The organism is Enterobacter cloacae complex sp. ECL414 (assembly GCF_021869685.1).
In the GTDB taxonomy this organism is placed as follows: Bacteria; Pseudomonadota; Gammaproteobacteria; order Enterobacterales; family Enterobacteriaceae; genus Enterobacter; species Enterobacter kobei.
The window spans coordinates 979,664-996,809 of record NZ_CP091481.1; the positions used below are offsets into that span (position 1 = coordinate 979,664).

General features: G+C 55.8%; 14 protein-coding genes. 7 read left to right on the forward strand and 7 right to left on the reverse strand.

The window, feature by feature from the left end:
- Positions 1-121: 121 nt before the first annotated feature.
- From L3068_RS04500 to L3068_RS04515, 4 genes are all read right to left on the reverse strand, one after another.
- Positions 122-2,059: a putative bifunctional diguanylate cyclase/phosphodiesterase gene (locus L3068_RS04500; protein WP_045269293.1), complete on the reverse strand. Its 1,938-nt coding sequence runs from the start codon at positions 2,057-2,059 to the stop codon at positions 122-124.
- Between the two features lie 17 nt (positions 2,060-2,076).
- A complete protein-coding gene (locus L3068_RS04505) occupies positions 2,077-2,571 on the reverse strand; it encodes a putative pterin-binding protein (protein ID WP_117581181.1) in 495 nt (164 codons plus the stop codon).
- A 320-nt stretch (positions 2,572-2,891) separates the two neighbouring features.
- Positions 2,892-4,109: an L-dopachrome tautomerase-related protein gene (locus L3068_RS04510; protein ID WP_014882709.1), complete on the reverse strand. Its 1,218-nt coding sequence runs from the start codon at positions 4,107-4,109 to the stop codon at positions 2,892-2,894.
- Between the two features lie 45 nt (positions 4,110-4,154).
- Positions 4,155-4,949: an SDR family NAD(P)-dependent oxidoreductase gene (locus tag L3068_RS04515; protein ID WP_023332201.1), complete on the reverse strand. Its 795-nt coding sequence runs from the start codon at positions 4,947-4,949 to the stop codon at positions 4,155-4,157.
- A 98-nt stretch (positions 4,950-5,047) separates the two neighbouring features.
- On the opposite strand from L3068_RS04515, the gene L3068_RS04520 reads away from it, so the two are divergent.
- On the forward strand, positions 5,048-5,968 hold the full coding sequence (locus tag L3068_RS04520) for a LysR family transcriptional regulator (RefSeq protein WP_117581179.1): 921 nt from the start codon (positions 5,048-5,050) through the stop codon (positions 5,966-5,968).
- Between the two features lie 14 nt (positions 5,969-5,982).
- On the opposite strand, the gene L3068_RS04525 is transcribed toward L3068_RS04520, so the two are convergent.
- Positions 5,983-7,767, reverse strand: coding sequence for a diguanylate cyclase (locus L3068_RS04525; protein ID WP_063861261.1), 1,785 nt, complete (start codon positions 7,765-7,767; stop codon positions 5,983-5,985).
- A 118-nt stretch (positions 7,768-7,885) separates the two neighbouring features.
- The gene (locus tag L3068_RS04530; RefSeq protein WP_032637376.1) at positions 7,886-8,995 is read right to left on the reverse strand and encodes an AI-2E family transporter; all 1,110 of its coding nucleotides are present in this window, start codon (positions 8,993-8,995) and stop codon (positions 7,886-7,888) included.
- Between the two features lie 345 nt (positions 8,996-9,340).
- Between L3068_RS04530 and mmuP the strand changes: the two genes are divergently transcribed.
- From mmuP to tauD, 6 genes are all read left to right on the forward strand, one after another.
- Positions 9,341-10,741, forward strand: coding sequence for an S-methylmethionine permease (gene mmuP / locus L3068_RS04535; RefSeq protein ID WP_014882714.1), 1,401 nt, complete (start codon positions 9,341-9,343; stop codon positions 10,739-10,741).
- Positions 10,728-11,660 (forward strand): homocysteine S-methyltransferase, encoded by a 933-nt coding sequence (gene mmuM, locus L3068_RS04540; protein ID WP_032637374.1) that lies wholly within the window; start codon positions 10,728-10,730, stop codon positions 11,658-11,660. The genes mmuP and mmuM overlap by 14 nt, the downstream gene beginning before the upstream one ends.
- A gap of 224 nt (positions 11,661-11,884) precedes the next feature.
- Positions 11,885-12,847, forward strand: a complete 963-nt coding sequence (gene tauA, locus L3068_RS04545; RefSeq protein WP_032637373.1) for a taurine ABC transporter substrate-binding protein — start codon at positions 11,885-11,887, stop codon at positions 12,845-12,847.
- Between the two features lie 10 nt (positions 12,848-12,857).
- On the forward strand, positions 12,858-13,625 hold the full coding sequence (tauB, locus tag L3068_RS04550; RefSeq protein ID WP_014882717.1) for a taurine ABC transporter ATP-binding subunit: 768 nt from the start codon (positions 12,858-12,860) through the stop codon (positions 13,623-13,625).
- Complete coding sequence (tauC, locus tag L3068_RS04555; protein WP_014882718.1) at positions 13,622-14,449, forward strand: taurine ABC transporter permease TauC; 828 nt, start codon at positions 13,622-13,624, stop codon at positions 14,447-14,449. The genes tauB and tauC overlap by 4 nt, the downstream gene beginning before the upstream one ends.
- On the forward strand, positions 14,446-15,294 hold the full coding sequence (tauD, locus tag L3068_RS04560) for a taurine dioxygenase (RefSeq protein ID WP_023332207.1): 849 nt from the start codon (positions 14,446-14,448) through the stop codon (positions 15,292-15,294). The genes tauC and tauD overlap by 4 nt, the downstream gene beginning before the upstream one ends.
- Before the next feature lie 88 nt (positions 15,295-15,382).
- Here tauD and olsF read toward each other — a convergent pair whose 3' ends face one another.
- A complete protein-coding gene (gene olsF, locus L3068_RS04565) occupies positions 15,383-17,086 on the reverse strand; it encodes a bifunctional ornithine lipid synthase OlsF (RefSeq protein ID WP_117581177.1) in 1,704 nt (567 codons plus the stop codon).
- Between the last annotated feature and the right edge of the window lie 60 nt (positions 17,087-17,146).

Sequence of the window (17,146 nt, forward strand, 5' to 3'; positions counted from 1 at the left end):
GATGATGACATTCTCCAGCATCAAAGCCTCGGGTTGAGTTGAAAGGTATTTACGGGGTGAATGGTAACAGCTGGTGAGGGGATGTGAATACCCACGGCTGAAAAGTGTGATCCCGGTGGGATCACGCTGCACCGCTTTTTATTTTTTTGTCGACTTCAGCCTGCGGTTTCCCGAACAGATAGCCCTGCACGAGGTCGCAGCCAAGCGCCTGAAGACGTTCAAGCTGAGCTTCGGTTTCGACACCTTCTGCAATGACCCTCATATTAAGACTCTTCGCCATACCGGCGATCAGCTTAACGATATTCAGCGCATCATCTTGCGTGGAGATGGGATTCACAAAGGATTTATCTATTTTGATTTTATCAAAGTTGAGTTCACTGAGCCGTGAGAGCGATGAATACCCGGTACCGAAATCATCGATCGAAATTCTTACCCCCAGCGATCTGAGCTTTTTGAGAATAGTGACTGGCGTGTTGCTGTCACTGAAGAGTGAAGACTCGGTGACTTCTAACTCAAGGCGATTGGCCGGTAGCCCAGTCTCTTTCAGAATAGATTGCACCATCGCCGTAAAGGATTTCGTGCCTAACTGAACAGGCGAGACGTTCACCGAGATCCGTGCCGGAACCGCCCAGGAAACGGCCTCCCGGCAGGCAAGCTCAAGCACATTTTTACCGATCTCATTGATCATCCCTGTTTTTTCAGCGACAGAGATAAAGTAATCCGGCGACAGTATTCCCTTCTGCGGGTGTATCCAGCGAATAAGCGCTTCATAGCCGTAAATATCATTGCTGAATGCATCGACAATAGGCTGGTAATACACAACAAATTCATGATGATCGAGCGCCAGCGCCATATCATGTTCAAGGGTTCTGCTTTCCTGCAGTTTTTGCAGCATCCACTGACGGAAGACTTTTATCTGCTGCGAGCCCTCTTTTTTGGCTTCGTAGAGGGCGAGATCGGCAAACTTGTAAAGATAATCAGAGCGTCGTTCGTTATCCGATAAAACAATACCCACGCAGGTGGCAATTTTTATCAGCTGGTTATTAATCGTATAGGGCTGGCTGATATGATCGCTGATCTCTTTGGCGCGCGAAACCGCAGCGCTTTCCGTCAGGCCGCTGGAGAGAAGGGCAAACTCGTCGCCACCCAAACGGTAAAACGTATCCGTCGCGCTGCTCATTGAGGTAAGGCGGCGGGAGACCTGGTTCAGCAGTAAATCTCCGGCATCATGACCATAGGTATCGTTGACCTCTTTAAACCGGTCTAAATCAAATAACATTACCGTGACGGGGATATGGTTTTTATCCGCCTGAAGATTAATTTTGTTGAGATCGTCCCAGAAGAAAAGGCGGTTTTTCATACCGGTCAGGGAATCATGATAAACATCATACTCCAGCTTCGCGTTCTGAATCTGCAGCGTTTCTTTTGATATCTGTAGTTCGTCAGCCAGGCTTTTAACCTGCATGTGGGCTTTGAGAATGTTTTTATTCTGGTAGATCATTAAAAAGCCCAGAATAAAGCTTAAAATCACCAGAAGTAATGAAAGTGCGGAGTAAATATAATACAGGATTTGGATTTTTCTGTTTGATTCATTAACTGTATTAATATCTTTTGTTAATGCCGTGGCCGAAAGTTGGCTGAGCGGCGCATCAAGCATATGCATATTTTTCAGGTATGCCTGTAACTCCGAATGGCTCATTTTTTCGAGATTGCCATCCAGATACGCCAGTATTTTCTCTAAACGCGAAGCGAGTTCCTGGTGCATTTTATCGCTGTCAATATAGCGACCTAAATCCCCGCCGTTCATTAAATCGCTCTGGCTTAGCATAATTTCAAGACGCATGCGGACCTGGTCTATCGTAACGTCATCGGTATCGGTTGCGTATAGACCAAGCCATGATTCAAATCGGTAATACTCTGATACCAGTTGAGCCACGGACCAGGACTCGGTGTATTGAGTCAGTTTTTGCAACTCCTGCTGTCGATCGTAAACAAGGAATGCAATATATCCTGTCGTGATAAAAAGAGAAAAAATGATACCAACCAGTATCCTGTTCATTATGTTCTCCTGAACTGCTACTCAATCTTCATTTTGCTAACCTGCCATGCTGAACGCGAATAATAAATTTGATTATTCAACTCAGGAAGACTGTCATAAGGGTAAACAATGAACGACGGGCCTTTGTCGCGGATGCGCATATATTCGCCATTGACCTTTAAGGCAAGTATGGCGTTGTATTTTTTGAAGTCGCTAAGAGGGATGACGGTAGAGTAATCATTGAGCGCAATGACGTTAACGTTAGTACCCTTTGCCCCCACATAATCCATGAGTTTTCTCATAGGGACACCCTCAAACTTTGTACGTCCGTTATACCAGGGCGATGTCGTCTCGAAACTCACCATCCCTAGTTCTTCAAGGCTGGCGAGATCAAACACTGCTTTTCCCTCTTCGTTGGTATTTTCTATATTACCGTAAATCGTCAAAATAGGTTTTCCAACAGGTTTTGGCAGTTCACCTGCCCAGGCTAAAGTTGGCACCAGACAGCACAACAGCATTAAGGTTAATCTCATTTTGACCCCCACTTTTTTAACGAAGTATATGAATTATAATTTAGTTATCACAGTAGTTTACATATTTTGTTGAGTAGCGGTTGTTACTGCACGTTTAGTTTAGTAAAAACCATTAAAAACAATGGGTTGGGTGGTTTTGGGGTAGGGTGTTTGATTTGTGGATGGTGCTACTGAAATTTTGAGACAAACTAACGTTACTTGAATAAGCTCTTTTGCGTTTAAAAAATAATCGTTTTAAATGAGCGTTATTTTCTCACGACACAGATTTTACCTGCCCATCACAGCTAAAAAAGCGCCACCCATGGGGTGGCGCAGCCATATTAGCGAGTGTTCATCGGCGGGTTCGTGTCCTGTCGCAAGCGCCACAGATCGTACCGTTCATGGCCTGGTTTGACCATTCCAGCGAAGTGGTCATTAAGGCTACTTGATGTGAAGATCAGGTCACCGTCCGGGCGAATAGCCGGTGTGTCTGGCCACTTTATGGCTTCATTTGCAGCAATAAGTAACATTTTACGGGTCTTCGGATCATATCTGACAATGCCGTTATGGGTGACATCTGTAATATAGAGGTAGCCTTTTGCATCGGTCACCAAACCGTCAGTATTACCTCCCACCGTGCCCAGATTCTGAATTTGAGCGGCAATCTGCGCATCAGTTGAATCATGTTGCTTCAGCACGGCAGTGGGCACCGCGTATGCATGTGTTCCCGTCGTCACCGTCCAGTACAATGTTTCTGCATCGGGAGACAGCGCAATGCCGTTGATACCAATCAATAGCGGTTTACCTGGCCATACCTCCGCGCCATGGGAAATGACGTTTACCCCCGGTTCAATCTGCAGGGCAGGGTGACTATTCAGCACGCGTCGGGCTGTGCCGGTGGCGAAATCAACGACGATCAGGCCGACACGGTTTTCAGGCGCACTGCGCGACCCGCTGTCGGAAATGTATGCGATACGATGATTCTCATCGACAACGACATCATTAAGGAAACTTGCCTTACGGTCGGCCACGCCGTCCAGGGGGATACGTTTAACCGTTCGGCCCGAGTCGAGATCCAGTACGACCAATTTCTGCGAGCCTGAAGGGGATTCCGTTTCTCCCGCGATGAACCCCATATCCAGCGCCCATAACCAGCCGTTTTTACGATCAACATAAAAGCCGAGCACGTTGCGCAGGTTCTGATCGGGAGCGGAATCAACCGCATTACGCTCGCGGGACGGAAATGCTGTCAGGCGCGCGGGTCCGGACTGAGGATCGGTGTCGAGAATATTCAACGTGGCGGGGGCGCTGGCTGAAATCAGTCGGGGCGTGCTGACAAAGGCCCGGCCCTTTGCATCAAAGTGAATGCCTGCTAAGGGGGCATTCACCGACCCGGAAAACACGGCTGGCATTTGCACGTTTTCAGGTTTATCCCAGCTTACGCCTGAGTAGCTGCGCCAGTGCTCAAGAGGCATCTGATCCGCCGCGCTGGCGCAGCTTGCGAAAGAGAACAATGCCGCCATTGCAATGGCGGGGAAAGTACCGATACGGTAGGACATACATGCTCCGGTGATGTGAGTAAGACGCGGTTTCTTAATGCGGTATCAAAGAATGGAGCGGAACGTTCCGCCTTCGACGCGTACCGCAGCCCCGTTTGATGCCGCGCCGAGTGGGCTTGCCAGTAGCGCGACCATAGCGGCTATCTCATCAGCCTCGATCATTCGCGCGATCAGGGAACTGGGGCGGTAGGTCTGGAAGAAATGCGCTTCAATCTGCTGGTCTGTCATGCCAGGTTCAGGCGCTGTCTGGCGCAGGTAATCAATGATTCCGTCAGAGCGGGTTGCCGATGGCAGTACGCTGTTGACCGTTACGCCGGTACCCTTCGTCAGCTCTGCCATTCCTCGCGATACGGCGAGTTGAGCTGATTTACTGACGCCGTAATGCACCATGTCTGGCGGAGTGAAAGCGCCAACTTCGCTGGACATAAAAATCACCCGGCCCCAGTTGCGTGCTAGCATGCGTGGGAAGTAATGCCGTGAAAGACGAACGCCTGACATCACGTTAATGTTGAACATGCGTAGCCATTCCTCGTCGGTGATATCAGCGAAAGGGGTGGCTTCATAAAAACCCAGGTTATTGATAAGAATATCGGTATCCGTACAGGCCTTAATCAGCGCTTCTGCACCTTCAGCGTTAGCCAGATCGGCGACAATGGCTGATACCCGGGCCTGGGGAGCTGCCTGAGCAATTTTCGCTACCGCATTGTGCAGTTTTTCCCGATCGCGTCCGGTAATCGTGACGGCAACACCTTCGCGCGCAAGGGTACTGGCGATAGCCAGCCCAATGCCTGCGGTGGCCCCTGTAACAAGTGCTGTCTTACCGTTGAGTTGAAGATCCATCGTTTTTGCCTTTTGGTAACAAGTGCGGCTACTTTACTCATCGCTCAAACGGAGATAAATTAGCGAAAATGAAAAACATTTGTTCCTGAAAGAGCAAAATGAGCAGAAAATTCGATTATCTCGGCGATGTTGAGGTCTTCATTACTGTTGTTGAACATGGATCCTTTACCGCTGCAGCGGTCGCCCTTTCAACCACGCCCTCGGTGTTGAGTCGTGCGGTCTCCCGTCTTGAAGTGCGTCTTGGACGACAGCTATTGCAACGCACCACACGTCGTGTGGGGCTAACGGAAGCCGGACGGATTTATCTTGAGCAGGCGCGTTCTGCTTTTTCCCTGCTTGATGACGCCGAACGCGATGGCCGGGGGCAGGAGGGGGATCTGACTGGCCGGGTACGGATCAGCGTCCCGACCACCTATGGGCATTATTGTCTGCCGCCCTTGCTGGCCCGCTTTTCCCAACAGTTTCCGCGCGTTCAGGTGGAGCTGAACATTACCAATCGCAATGTCGACCTGATCGCTGAGGGATTCGACCTGGCTATTCGCCTGGGTCAAATGCCTGACAGTGGATTCGTCGCGCGTAAATTGCAGGATGCGGCACTGCTGTTGGTTGCTTCACCCGCTTACCTTCATCGCATGGGAATGCCGCAGACGCTCGATGAACTGCGGCAGCATATGTGCCTGCCTTTTATTATGCCGCGTACCGGCCGTATTGCGCCCTGGGTATTTCGCGTGGATGAGCGGGATGTTGACTGGCAGCCAGATTCAACCATCGAGATTTCAGATGATGTCCTTGGCGTGGTTTCGCTGGCTGAACATGGAATGGGGATCTGTCAGAGCTACGAATTCATTGTCCGCGAGAAGATACAGCGCGGCCAGTTAGTTGAGATACTTCCGCAACTTCGTGGACGATCGCGACCTTTCTCGCTCATCTATGCGCCCCATCGACGCCAGTCAGCAGCCACACGGGCCATGATTGATCTTCTGGCGTCAGAACAATGTCATGAACATCATGAGTCATGAATAAGAGTCTATCCTTAACCCGCTTCCAGCATCCCAAAACTCACAATCCGCGCCCGGCCCAGCTCTTTCGCCCGGTATAAGGCGACATCCGCGGCGCGCAGCAGGTTGTCGCTCTGGGCATGCTCTGGATAGCTGGCAATACCAATTGAGACATCCACCGGCCCAATCTCTGAGAGGCCGTAACGCAGCGACAGCGCACGCACACCGTCATAAATCTTCTGCGCACAGGCATGCGCTTCTGCTTCTCCGGCGCCGGGAAGCAGTACCAGAAACTCCTCCCCCCCGAAGCGAAAGGCCAGCCCGCTGTCATGCCCGGCCCGCTGAACAATCAGCGCCACGCTTTTAATGACCAGGTCTCCGGCCTCATGGCCGAAACGGTCATTAATGCTCTTGAAGTGATCGATGTCGATCATCAGGCAGCTAACCGGTTCATCGTTACGCATGGCTTGTGCCATCTGGGTGTGCAGGGTGTCTTCCAGATGATGGCGATTACGCAGGCCGGTGAGCGGGTCAAACAGGGCTTTTTCCAGTAACGCGTCGCGCAGACGTTGGTTCGCCAGCGCCAGTCCGAGCGCCTCAGCCATCAGTTCAAGATACGGGCGGGAAGGGGCATTGTCCGCGTTGATGTTCTGGAAAGAGAGCAAGCCAATGGCCTCCCCCTGGGCGATAAGCGGCACGCACAGCGCGCTGTTCGCCGTCTCTTCCTGCAGGTGATAGCAGGCGATATCCGGCTCACCGTTGACCGGCGGATGGCTCTGACCACGACGCACGGCCCAGCACTCGTCAGGGTGGAACGTTGTCTCGTCACCCACCGGCGCAAGCCATTGCGCGACGCAGCGCATCTGCCACGGATCCCGGTCGAGAACGTAGAGTCGGCCAGGGATCCCCGGTGCAATATTGGGCGCAAACAACTCCGCCACGTTAATCACATCGTTAACGTTCTCACATCCCTGCAGCCTCTGGGTCATGCGCGCCAGCAGCTCGCGGATGGCCCAGTCGGCATCGCGCTCTTTTTCCAGACGCTGGCGCGCAAGGCCGTTTTCACGGAAGATGCGGATGGCCTGCGCCATATCGCCGATCTCATCAATCTGGTTGAAGTTGGGCGTTTCCACCGCGTAGTCCTGTGATGCCAGGCGGTGCACCACGTCGCTCAGGCGCACGACCGGACGCAGCACGCGGCGTTTTAATATAAAGCCAAGCACAAACAGGAACAGCAGGGCGGTGAGGCCAACCATCAACTCAGAGGTCGTTCGCAGCGCTTTCGATTTTTTTGTCGCCTCCCGTACGGACGTGATCACACGTTTGTCGAGTATCTGGCGAAAGTGATCGATCTGGTTCTGGGCGCGCTCAAGCTCTTGCTCATAAGAGGCACCATAGAGCAGGGCGATGGCCTGAGCGTCTTCACCCCGCGCCGTGTTCGCCAGGGCCATTTGCTGTTCGTCCTGCAGCTCATCAACAATCTTTAAGCCTTCATGCAGCAGGGCAAGCTCGTCATCCGATGCGCCAGCGTCCTGCAGTTTTTCCAGCTTCAGCTCGATGTGCTTCAGGCTATTCTCTGACTGGTTATACTCTTTGAGGATTTGAGGATCTTTTTTGACGACGTACAGGCGCGCTAAATCGGACTGTACCCAGGCATCAGTTTCAATATTTTCCGTCAGCTCATCAAAACGTTGACGCTGTTCAATGGCCTGACGCTCGGCGGTGTCGGCCCCGGAAGCCAGCAGCATGATAATGCCGGACGCAATGGTCAGGCAGACCGTGGCACCATAGGCCCAGTTAGTAATTGTCGCGATTCGCACCTGGTGATCCTTTTACAACTTGAAGAGGATGGCGTTCTTCAGATTATAGAAAACGGCTGATTTAAGGCGAAAAAAAGGCGGCACAGTGCCGCCTGGTGGGGTCTATATCGTCACATCCTTACAAATCTGGAGGGTTTTTTCCCTCTTCAATGAAATCGGCATCCAGCTCTTCAGCATTTCCTTCGTGGTCGCGGCCGGAGAAGAGGTTCCAGCAGGCGATAAACAGCGCGGCAATCAGCGGCCCAATGACAAAGCCATTAATGCCGTACAGCTCCATGCCGCCGAGGGTGGAGATCAGTATCAGATAGTCCGGCATTTTGGTGTCTTTACCCACCAGCAGCGGTCGCAGGATGTTGTCCACCAGTCCGACGACAATCACAAAGAAGCCGACAATGAACAGCCCCTGCCAGATCTGGTGCGTGGCGAAGAGGAAGATGGCGGCAGGGACCCAGACAATCGCCGAACCGATGGCGGGTACCAGCGAGAGGAAAGCCATCAGCGCGCCCCAGAGGACGCTCCCGTCGAGGCCCACAATGGCAAACGCAATCCCGCCGAGTATGCCCTGGACCACCGCCACCGCCGCCGTGCCTTTTACCGTGGCACGCGATACGCCGACAAATTTAGCGAACAGGTGTTGTTTGGCGAAATCAGACAGGGGCAGGGAGTCGAGGATCTGGCGCACCAGATACGGTCCGTCTTTCAGCAGGAAGAACAGCAGATAAAGCATGATGCCGAAGCTAATCGCAAAGCCAAACGTACCTTTGCCGATCAGAAACGCGCTACCCGCCAGATACTGCCCGCCCTGCAGCGCAACATCGGAGAGTTTTTTCTGGATCTGCGCCGCGTTGTTCAGGTTGTGATCCGCGAGGAAGCCGCTGGCCCAGTCCGGAAGGTGGTTAAAGATGCTCGCCACCACTTCCGGGAACTGCGTGTTGTTCTCCTGAAGCTTCGTGTACACCATGTTCAGCTCAATGGCGAGTGAGGAGAGGATCACCATCAGCGGAATAAAGACGATCAGGCAGATAATGCCGATGGTCAGCAGCGAGGCCAGCCCGTTGCGATCCCCCAGCGCGGTGCGCAGCTTGTTTTTTACCGGGTTAAAAATCACGGTCAGAATAGCGGCCCACAGTATTGCGGAGAAGTAGGGCGACAGCACGTCGAAGAAGGCCCAGGTCACAAGGGCGAGGATGAAAATAAAGAAACCTTTGGTCAGTCCGTTAAAGCGCATCAGTCATTCCTGGTTACTAAGAAACTGTTCGACTATAGAACTGATTGTGAGAATTACCAACCTTTGCGCCTTACCTGTCCTGTGGACAGTGTTGCGGTATGAATCCACTCTTCGCGGATCCCACTTTCGACTGACCGAAGATCGTCTCTTCCCGCACCATGATGTACATATCAGCTTGCGGAGGTGCTTATGGCCTGGCGTCCTTTTCTCTATGTCATCCTGACATCCCACCCCAGACTCAGTGCGCGGCGCGCTCGTTTGCGTCTGGTCATCTAGCTTTTTATTAACAATCGCGGTATAACACCTTCTTTGGATGTTTAGATGTCCATACGTATAGAAGGTAATATGCAAACACAACAAGAAAATGGGCAGCTGAAGCGCACCATGAAAACACGCCACCTGATTATGCTCTCGCTGGGCGGCGTGATTGGGACAGGGTTATTTTTTAATACGGGCTATATCATTTCCACGACCGGGGCGGCGGGCACGCTGCTGGCATACCTGATTGGCGCGCTGGTGGTCTGGCTGGTGATGCAGTGTCTTGGTGAGCTTTCCGTGGCGATGCCGGAAACCGGCGCGTTCCACGTCTATGCCGCCCGTTATCTTGGTCCGGCGACGGGCTACACCGTGGCGTGGCTCTACTGGCTCACCTGGACGGTGGCGCTCGGGTCGAGCTTTACCGCCGCCGGGTTCTGCATGCAGTACTGGTTCCCGCAGGTGCCCGTCTGGACGTGGTGCGTGGTCTTCTGCGTGGTGATTTTTGGCCTTAACGTCATCTCCACGCGCTTCTTTGCTGAAGGCGAATTCTGGTTCTCGCTGGTGAAAGTTATCACCATCATCGCCTTTATTATCCTCGGCGGGGCGGCGGTCTTTGGCTTTATCCCGATGCAGGACGGTTCACCTGCGCCGGGGTTAAGCAACATTACCGCTGAGGGCTGGTTCCCGCACGGCGGCCTGCCGATCCTGATGACCATGGTGGCGGTGAACTTTGCCTTCTCCGGCACCGAACTTATTGGTATCGCGGCGGGCGAAACCCAAAATCCGCACAAGGTCATTCCGGTCGCAATCCGCACCACCATCGCGCGGCTGATTATCTTCTTTATCGGCACCGTGTTTGTACTGGCGGCGCTGATCCCGATGCAGCAGGCGGGCGTGGAAAAGAGCCCGTTCGTGCTGGTGTTTGAGAAGGTCGGTATTCCTTACGCGGCAGATATCTTTAACTTCGTGATCCTGACGGCGATCCTCTCGGCGGCCAACTCCGGGTTGTATGCCTCCGGGCGCATGCTGTGGTCGCTCTCTAACGAAAAAACGTTGCCGCGCTGCTTTGCCCGGGTGAACAAAAATGGCGTGCCGTTGACGGCGCTTTCGGTTTCCATGCTCGGTGGCGTGCTGGCGCTGTTCTCAAGCGTTATCGCCCCGGACACGGTGTTTGTCGCGCTCTCGGCCATTTCCGGCTTTGCGGTGGTGGCGGTCTGGATCAGCATCTGCGCGTCGCACTTCGTTTTCCGTCGCCGACATCTGCAGTCCGGCCAGCCGCTCTCTGCGTTGCAGTATCGTGCGCCGTGGTATCCGCTGGTGCCGGTACTCGGTTTTATTCTCTGCGTGGTTGCCTGTGTCGGCCTGTGGTTTGACCCGAGCCAGCGTATTGCCCTTTATTGCGGGCTTCCGTTTGTCGCCCTGTGTTATGGTGCGTACTACCTGACCCGAAATATGACATCGCAGGAGCCTGAACATGTCGCAGAATAATCCGCTTACCGCCCTTCTCGAAAAACAGCCGTTTGTGGTGCTGGATGGGGCGATGGCAACGGAGCTGGAAGCGCGCGGGTGTAACCTTGCAGACAGCCTCTGGTCTGCCAAAGTGCTGGTAGAAAACCCGGAACTTATCCGCGAAGTGCATCTTGATTATTACCGCGCAGGGGCGCAGGTGGCGATCACTGCCAGCTACCAGGCCACGCCCGCGGGCTTCGCGGCACGCGGGCTGGACGAGGCACAGTCCCGGGCGTTGATTGGCAAAAGCGTGGAACTGGCGCGTAAGGCGCGCGAAGCGTATCTGGCTGAAAACCCGCACGCAGGTACGCTGCTGGTGGCAGGCTCCGTGGGGCCGTACGGCGCGTATCTGGCAGATGGTTCGGAATATCGCGGCGACTACGTGCGCAGCGCCGAGGCGTTTACCGCCTTCCACCGCCCGCGCGTGGAAGCGCTGCTGGATGCGGGGGCAGACCTGCTGGCCTGCGAAACGCTGCCTTCGTTTGGGGAAATTAAGGCGCTGGCGGCGCTTCTGGCGGAGTATCCTCGCGCCCGGGCGTGGTTCTCGTTTACCCTGCGTGATAGCGAGCACCTGAGCGACGGCACGCCGCTGCGTGAGGTGGTCGACGTGCTGGCAAACTCCCCGCACATTGTCGCGCTGGGTATCAACTGCATCGCCCTGGAAAACACCACCGCGGCGTTGAAACATCTGCAAAGCCTGACGGCGCTGCCGCTGGTGGTCTACCCGAACTCGGGCGAGCACTATGATGCGGTGACCAAAACCTGGCACCACCACGGCGAAGCGTGCGAGACGCTGGCGGGCTATTTGCCACAGTGGCTGGCGGCTGGAGCGAAATTAATCGGTGGATGCTGTCGCACCACACCGAAGGATATTGCTGAGCTAAACGCAAAGCGCTGACTTCTCTGCCGGGTGGCGGCTACGCCTTACCCGGCCTACGGATAGCACAATTTGTAGGCCGGGTAAGCGTAGCGCCACCCGGCACAAACCAACCGCACAAAACCAACTATCCTTTCCCACTTTTTATCTAAAAACGAATCGTTATGAGCGATGCGTTTTAATTCCTTTATCAAAATTCCCGCGCCGGAAATACTGCCCTCATAACAACAAGGGGAGCAGATATTATGGCAATTTCATCGCGAATCACACTTCTCGGCGCGCTGGCGCTGTGGGCCTTTCAGGCGCAGGCGGTAGACGTCACCGTCGCGTATCAAACCTCTGCGGAACCGGCAAAAGTTGCGCAGGCGGATAACACCTTTGCCAAAGCGAGCGGCGCGAACGTCGACTGGCGCAAGTTCGACAGCGGGGCGTCCGTCGTGCGTGCGTTAGCCTCCGGCGACGTGCAGATCGGCAATATCGGATCCAGCCCGCTGGCGGTCGCGGCCAGCCAGCAGGTGCCGATTGAGGTGTTCCTGCTCGCCTCGCAGCTCGGTAACTCTGAAGCGCTGGTGGTGAAGAAAAACATCACCAAACCGGAAGACCTTATCGGCAAGCGCATCGCCGTGCCGTTTATCTCTACCACCCACTACAGCCTGCTGGCGGCGCTCAAACACTGGGGCATCAAGCCGGGGCAGGTTCAGATTCTTAATCTCCAGCCACCCGCGATAATCGCGGCCTGGCAGCGTGGGGATATTGACGGAGCCTATGTCTGGGCCCCAGCCGTGAACGAGCTGGAAAAAGATGGCACCGTGCTGACCGACTCCGAAAAGGTGGGCCAGTGGGGCGCGCCGACGCTCGACGTGTGGGTCGTGCGCAAAGACTTTGCTGAGAAACACCCCGAGGTGGTGAAAGCCTTTGCCAAAAGCGCCCTCGACGCCCAGCAGCCTTATATCAGTAATCCCGATGAATGGCTGAAGCAGCCCGCCAATCTGGAAAAACTCGCCCGACTGAGCGGCGTGCCGGAAGCGGACGTGCCGGGGCTGGTGAAAGGCAATACCTACCTGACCCCTGCGCAGCAGGTGCAGCAGCTGACCGGGCCGGTGAACAAAGCGATTGTCGATACCGCCACCTTCCTGAAAGCGCAGGGCAAAGTGCCCGCGGTAGCGGCGGATTACAGCCAGTACGTCACCGACCGCTTTGTGAAATAAGGAGTCCGCCATGCTGAGCATAACGAACCTGTATGCCGATTACGGCGGCAAACCCGCGCTGGAGGAGATCAACCTGACGCTGGCCAGCGGTGAACTGCTGGTGGTGCTGGGCCCCTCCGGGTGTGGGAAAACCACGCTACTGAATCTGATTGCCGGTTTTGTCCCTTATCAGCGTGGCACCATCCAACTGGAAGGCAAAAAGGTGGAAGGCCCCGGCGCCGAGCGCGGCGTGGTTTTCCAGAATGAAGGTTTGCTCCCCTGGCGCAACGTGCAGGAAAACGTGGCGTTTGGGCTACAGCTTGCGGGGGTGAACCGCGAACAGCGGCTGGAAACGGCACGGCAGATGCTGAAAAAAGTGGGTCTCGAAGGGGCGGAAAAACGCTTTATCTGGCAGCTTTCCGGCGGTCAGCGCCAGCGTGTCGGCATTGCCCGTGCGCTGGCGGCAAACCCGCAGCTGTTGCTGCTGGACGAGCCGTTCGGCGCGCTGGACGCTTTTACTCGCGAGCAGATGCAAACCCTGCTGTTGCGTCTCTGGCATGAGACGGGCAAGCAGGTCCTGTTGATCACCCACGACATCGAAGAAGCGGTGTTTATGGCGACCGAGCTGGTGCTGTTATCGCCGGGGCCGGGGCGCGTGGTGGAACGCTTGCCGCTCGAGTTCGCGCGCCGTTATGTCGCCGGAGAACCCGTGCGCAGCATCAAATCCGATCCGCAGTTTATCGACCAGCGTGAGTACATCCTAAGCCGCGTGTTTGACCAACGGGAGGCTTTCTCATGAGCATCGTCTTCAGTGAAAAAACGCGCCGCACGCGTCAGGCGCTGCGCTGGCCGTTCTCCCGCCAGCTCACGTTGAGCGTCGGGACGCTGCTGGTGTTACTGGCGGTGTGGTGGCTGGTGGCGGCACTGCAGTGGATCAGCCCGCTGTTTCTGCCGCCGCCGGGACAGGTGCTGGCCAAACTTATTGCCATCGCCGGGCCGCAGGGGTTTATGGATGCCACGCTCTGGCAGCATCTGGGCGCAAGCCTGACGCGCATTCTGGTGGCGCTGCTGGCTGCGGTGATGATCGGCATTCCGGTTGGCATCGCGATGGGCTTAAGCCCGACGGTGCGCGGCATCCTCGATCCGCTGATTGAGCTTTACCGCCCGGTGCCGCCGCTGGCCTATCTGCCGCTGATGGTAATTTGGTTTGGCATCGGTGAAACGTCAAAAATCCTGCTGATCTATCTGGCGATTTTCGCCCCGGTTGCGATGTCGGCGCTGGCGGGCGTCAAAAGTGCCCAGCAGGTGCGGATCCGCGCGGCGCAGTCGCTGGGCGCCAGCCGGACACAGGTGCTGCTGTTCGTGATTTTACCGGGCGCGCTGCCGGAGATCTTAACCGGGCTGCGCATCGGCCTCGGGGTGGGGTGGTCCACGCTGGTGGCGGCAGAGCTGATCGCCGCCACGCGAGGATTAGGGTTTATGGTGCAGTCGGCGGGAGAGTTCCTGGCGACTGACGTGGTGCTGGCTGGGATCGCGGTCATTGCCGCGATCGCCTTCGGATTAGAGCTGGGGCTGCGCGCTCTACAGCGTCGTCTGACGCCCTGGCATGGAGAAATACAATGAGTGAACGTCTGACCATTACCCCGCTGGGGCCGTATATTGGCGCGCAGGTGTCGGGCCTGGATGTAACCCGTCCGCTGAGCGATAACCAGTTCGAGCAGCTGTATCACGCGGTGCTGCGCCATCAGGTGGTGTTCCTGCGCGAGCAGGCGATCACCCCGCAGCAGCAGCGCGCGCTGGCGCTACGCTTTGGCGATCTGCATATCCATCCGGTCTATCCGCATGCGGAAGGGGTGGAGGAGATTATCGTCCTGGATACCCATAACGATAATCCGCCGGATAATGACAACTGGCACACCGATGTGACCTTTATCGAGACGCCGCCCGCAGGGGCGATCCTCGCGGCAAAATTGCTGCCGGAGACCGGAGGCGATACGCTGTGGGCGAGCGGCATTGCGGCTTTCGAGGCGCTGTCCGCACCGTTCCGGACGCTGCTGAGTGGTCTGCGGGCGGAGCACGATTTCAAAAAATCGTTCCAGGAATACAAGTACCGTAAAAGCGAAGAGGAGCATCAGCGCTGGCTGGATGCGGTTGCAAAACATCCTCCGCTGCTGCACCCGGTGGTGCGTACCCATCCGGTCACGGGCAAGCAGGCGTTATTCGTGAACGAAGGGTTTACCACGCGCATTGTGGACGTGACGGAAAAAGAGAGCGAGGCGCTGCTACGCTTCCTGTTTGCGCATATCACCAAACCGGAGTTTCAGGTGCGCTGGCGCTGGCAGGAGAACGATCTCGCGATCTGGGATAACCGCGTGACGCAGCACTATGCCAATGCGGATTATCTGCCGCAGCGTCGGATTATGCAGCGGGCGACGATTTTGGGGGATAAGCCGTTTTATCGCCCTTGATCCTGTAGTACCTGTAGGTCGGGTAAGGCGTAGCCGCCACCCGGCAATTTTGCACCGTTTTTGCCGGGTGGCGCTGCGCTTACCCGGCCTACAAAGAGTGTACCCCTATATACCGCTGATAGCGGTTCGTCTTCAGGTAGCACAAATCCACCAGCACCAGCCCGTCGACGCAGTTGTTGAACGCCGGGTCGCTGCCAAAATCAATAAACTGCACGCCGCCCGGTTCGCACAGCTCGGAATACTGCTTGTAGAGTGGCGGAATGCCGCAGCCCAGATTGCCGAGCAGGGATTTCAGCTTCGTCAGATCGTCCACGTAATCCACGCCGCCAAACTGTGCCAGCACGTCCGGTAACGATGCAGGATAAGGCTGGCGCGACGCGGCCAGCGGATGGCTTGCCGGGAACCACAGACGGTAAAATGCCACCAGCAGATCCCGCGCCGCTGGCGGTAAGCCTCCGGAGATCGAGACCGGGCCAAACAGATAACGGTAGTGCGGATAACGTGCCAGATAAGCCCCAATCCCGGACCAGAGATAATCCAGGCCGCGGCGTCCCCAGTAGCGCGGCTGAATAAAGCTGCGACCCAGTTCAATGCCGTGCTCCAGCACGTCCTGCATTTTATCGTCGTAGTGGAACAGGCTGTAGCTGTACAACCCTTCCGGACCCCGATGCGCAATCTGCTTTGCGGTGGGCATAAAGCGATACGCCCCCACGATCTCCAGATCCTCATCATCCCACAGGATCAGGTGCAGATAATCGTCATCGTAACGGTCGGTGTCCCGGCGCTTGCCGCTCCCTTCCTCCACCGCACGAAACGCAATTTCGCGCAGGCGGCCCAGCTCGCGCAGCAGCGGAGCCTCTTCCTGGCCGTTGCGCTGCCACAGATAGATGAGCTTACCGTCGCCGGTTTTGCCCAGACACTCGGCCTGCGTCAGCGCGCGTTTCAGAGTCGCCCGGTCCTCCGGACGAGCAATGGCGCACTGGGTTTTAAAGACGCCAGGCATTCCCTTGCCAAGACGCATCACGTGCTGACGGCACTGCTCGGCCATCTCACGCGACGAAAGGGTGGCGCTGTGCCAGTGATGCCAGGCGATCTGCTGGCCGATTTTAATCGGCAGCTGGCTATGGCGGCGGCGGAACATCTGCTGCATTAACAGCAGCATCGACAATGTCGGCGACACCAGCGTGCTGGCATAAAAGAGGAGACTATTGTGCGCCTGAATATGCACCGGCAGCAGCGGCGCGCGCAGCTTGCTGGCGAGCTTGATAAAGCCCGGGTGCCATTTTTTATCGTGAATGCCTTTGCGCGTTGGACGTGAAACTTCTCCCGCCGGGAAGAAGATCAGTACGCCCGCATTTTGCAGATGTTGTTCCATCTGCACCAGGGAGGATTTCGCCGTCCTGCCCCCCATATTGTCCACCGGGATAAAGAGTGAACTGAGAGGCTCAAGGTGGGTCAGCATCCGGTTGGTCACGACTTTTACGTCACGGCGTACGCGGGAGACGGCGTACAACAGCGCCAGCCCGTCCAGCGTACCCGTCGGGTGGTTGGCAATAATGACCAGCGGGCCATGTTCGGGGATTTGTTCGAGATCGCGGGCGGAAACGGTGCAGAGAATATCAAGGTGCTCCAGAACTTGCTCCACCATGTCCAGTCCTTTGAGGTGGCGGTGCGCGGCGGCAAACTGCTGGAATTCATCTTCGTAAAACAGTCTTTTTAACAGACTTTTTTGCCAGGGTGCAGGCCTCGCCTGAGGCCAAAGATCGTCGAGAACGCTATCGAGGCTAAACATGGTTACTCCTCCTGCCGTCTTGCGAAGACAGTAGAAGGAGCAGATGTCGGTTGTATTGCA

What these genes read in the sequence shown, in the direction of transcription:
- L3068_RS04500 (WP_045269293.1), bottom strand. Translation starts at nt 2,059, where the DNA reads ATGAACAGGATACTGGTTGGTATCATTTTTTCTCTTTTTATCACGACA.
- L3068_RS04505 (WP_117581181.1), bottom strand. Translation starts at nt 2,571, where the DNA reads ATGAGATTAACCTTAATGCTGTTGTGCTGTCTGGTGCCAACTTTAGCC.
- L3068_RS04510 (WP_014882709.1), bottom strand. Translation starts at nt 4,109, where the DNA reads ATGTCCTACCGTATCGGTACTTTCCCCGCCATTGCAATGGCGGCATTG.
- L3068_RS04515 (WP_023332201.1), bottom strand. Translation starts at nt 4,949, where the DNA reads ATGGATCTTCAACTCAACGGTAAGACAGCACTTGTTACAGGGGCCACC.
- L3068_RS04520 (WP_117581179.1), top strand. Translation starts at nt 5,048, where the DNA reads ATGAGCAGAAAATTCGATTATCTCGGCGATGTTGAGGTCTTCATTACT.
- L3068_RS04530 (WP_032637376.1), bottom strand. Translation starts at nt 8,995, where the DNA reads ATGCGCTTTAACGGACTGACCAAAGGTTTCTTTATTTTCATCCTCGCC.
- mmuP (WP_014882714.1), top strand. Translation starts at nt 9,341, where the DNA reads ATGCAAACACAACAAGAAAATGGGCAGCTGAAGCGCACCATGAAAACA.
- mmuM (WP_032637374.1), top strand. Translation starts at nt 10,728, where the DNA reads ATGTCGCAGAATAATCCGCTTACCGCCCTTCTCGAAAAACAGCCGTTT.
- tauA (WP_032637373.1), top strand. Translation starts at nt 11,885, where the DNA reads ATGGCAATTTCATCGCGAATCACACTTCTCGGCGCGCTGGCGCTGTGG.
- tauB (WP_014882717.1), top strand. Translation starts at nt 12,858, where the DNA reads ATGCTGAGCATAACGAACCTGTATGCCGATTACGGCGGCAAACCCGCG.
- tauC (WP_014882718.1), top strand. Translation starts at nt 13,622, where the DNA reads ATGAGCATCGTCTTCAGTGAAAAAACGCGCCGCACGCGTCAGGCGCTG.
- tauD (WP_023332207.1), top strand. Translation starts at nt 14,446, where the DNA reads ATGAGTGAACGTCTGACCATTACCCCGCTGGGGCCGTATATTGGCGCG.
- olsF (WP_117581177.1), bottom strand. Translation starts at nt 17,086, where the DNA reads ATGTTTAGCCTCGATAGCGTTCTCGACGATCTTTGGCCTCAGGCGAGG.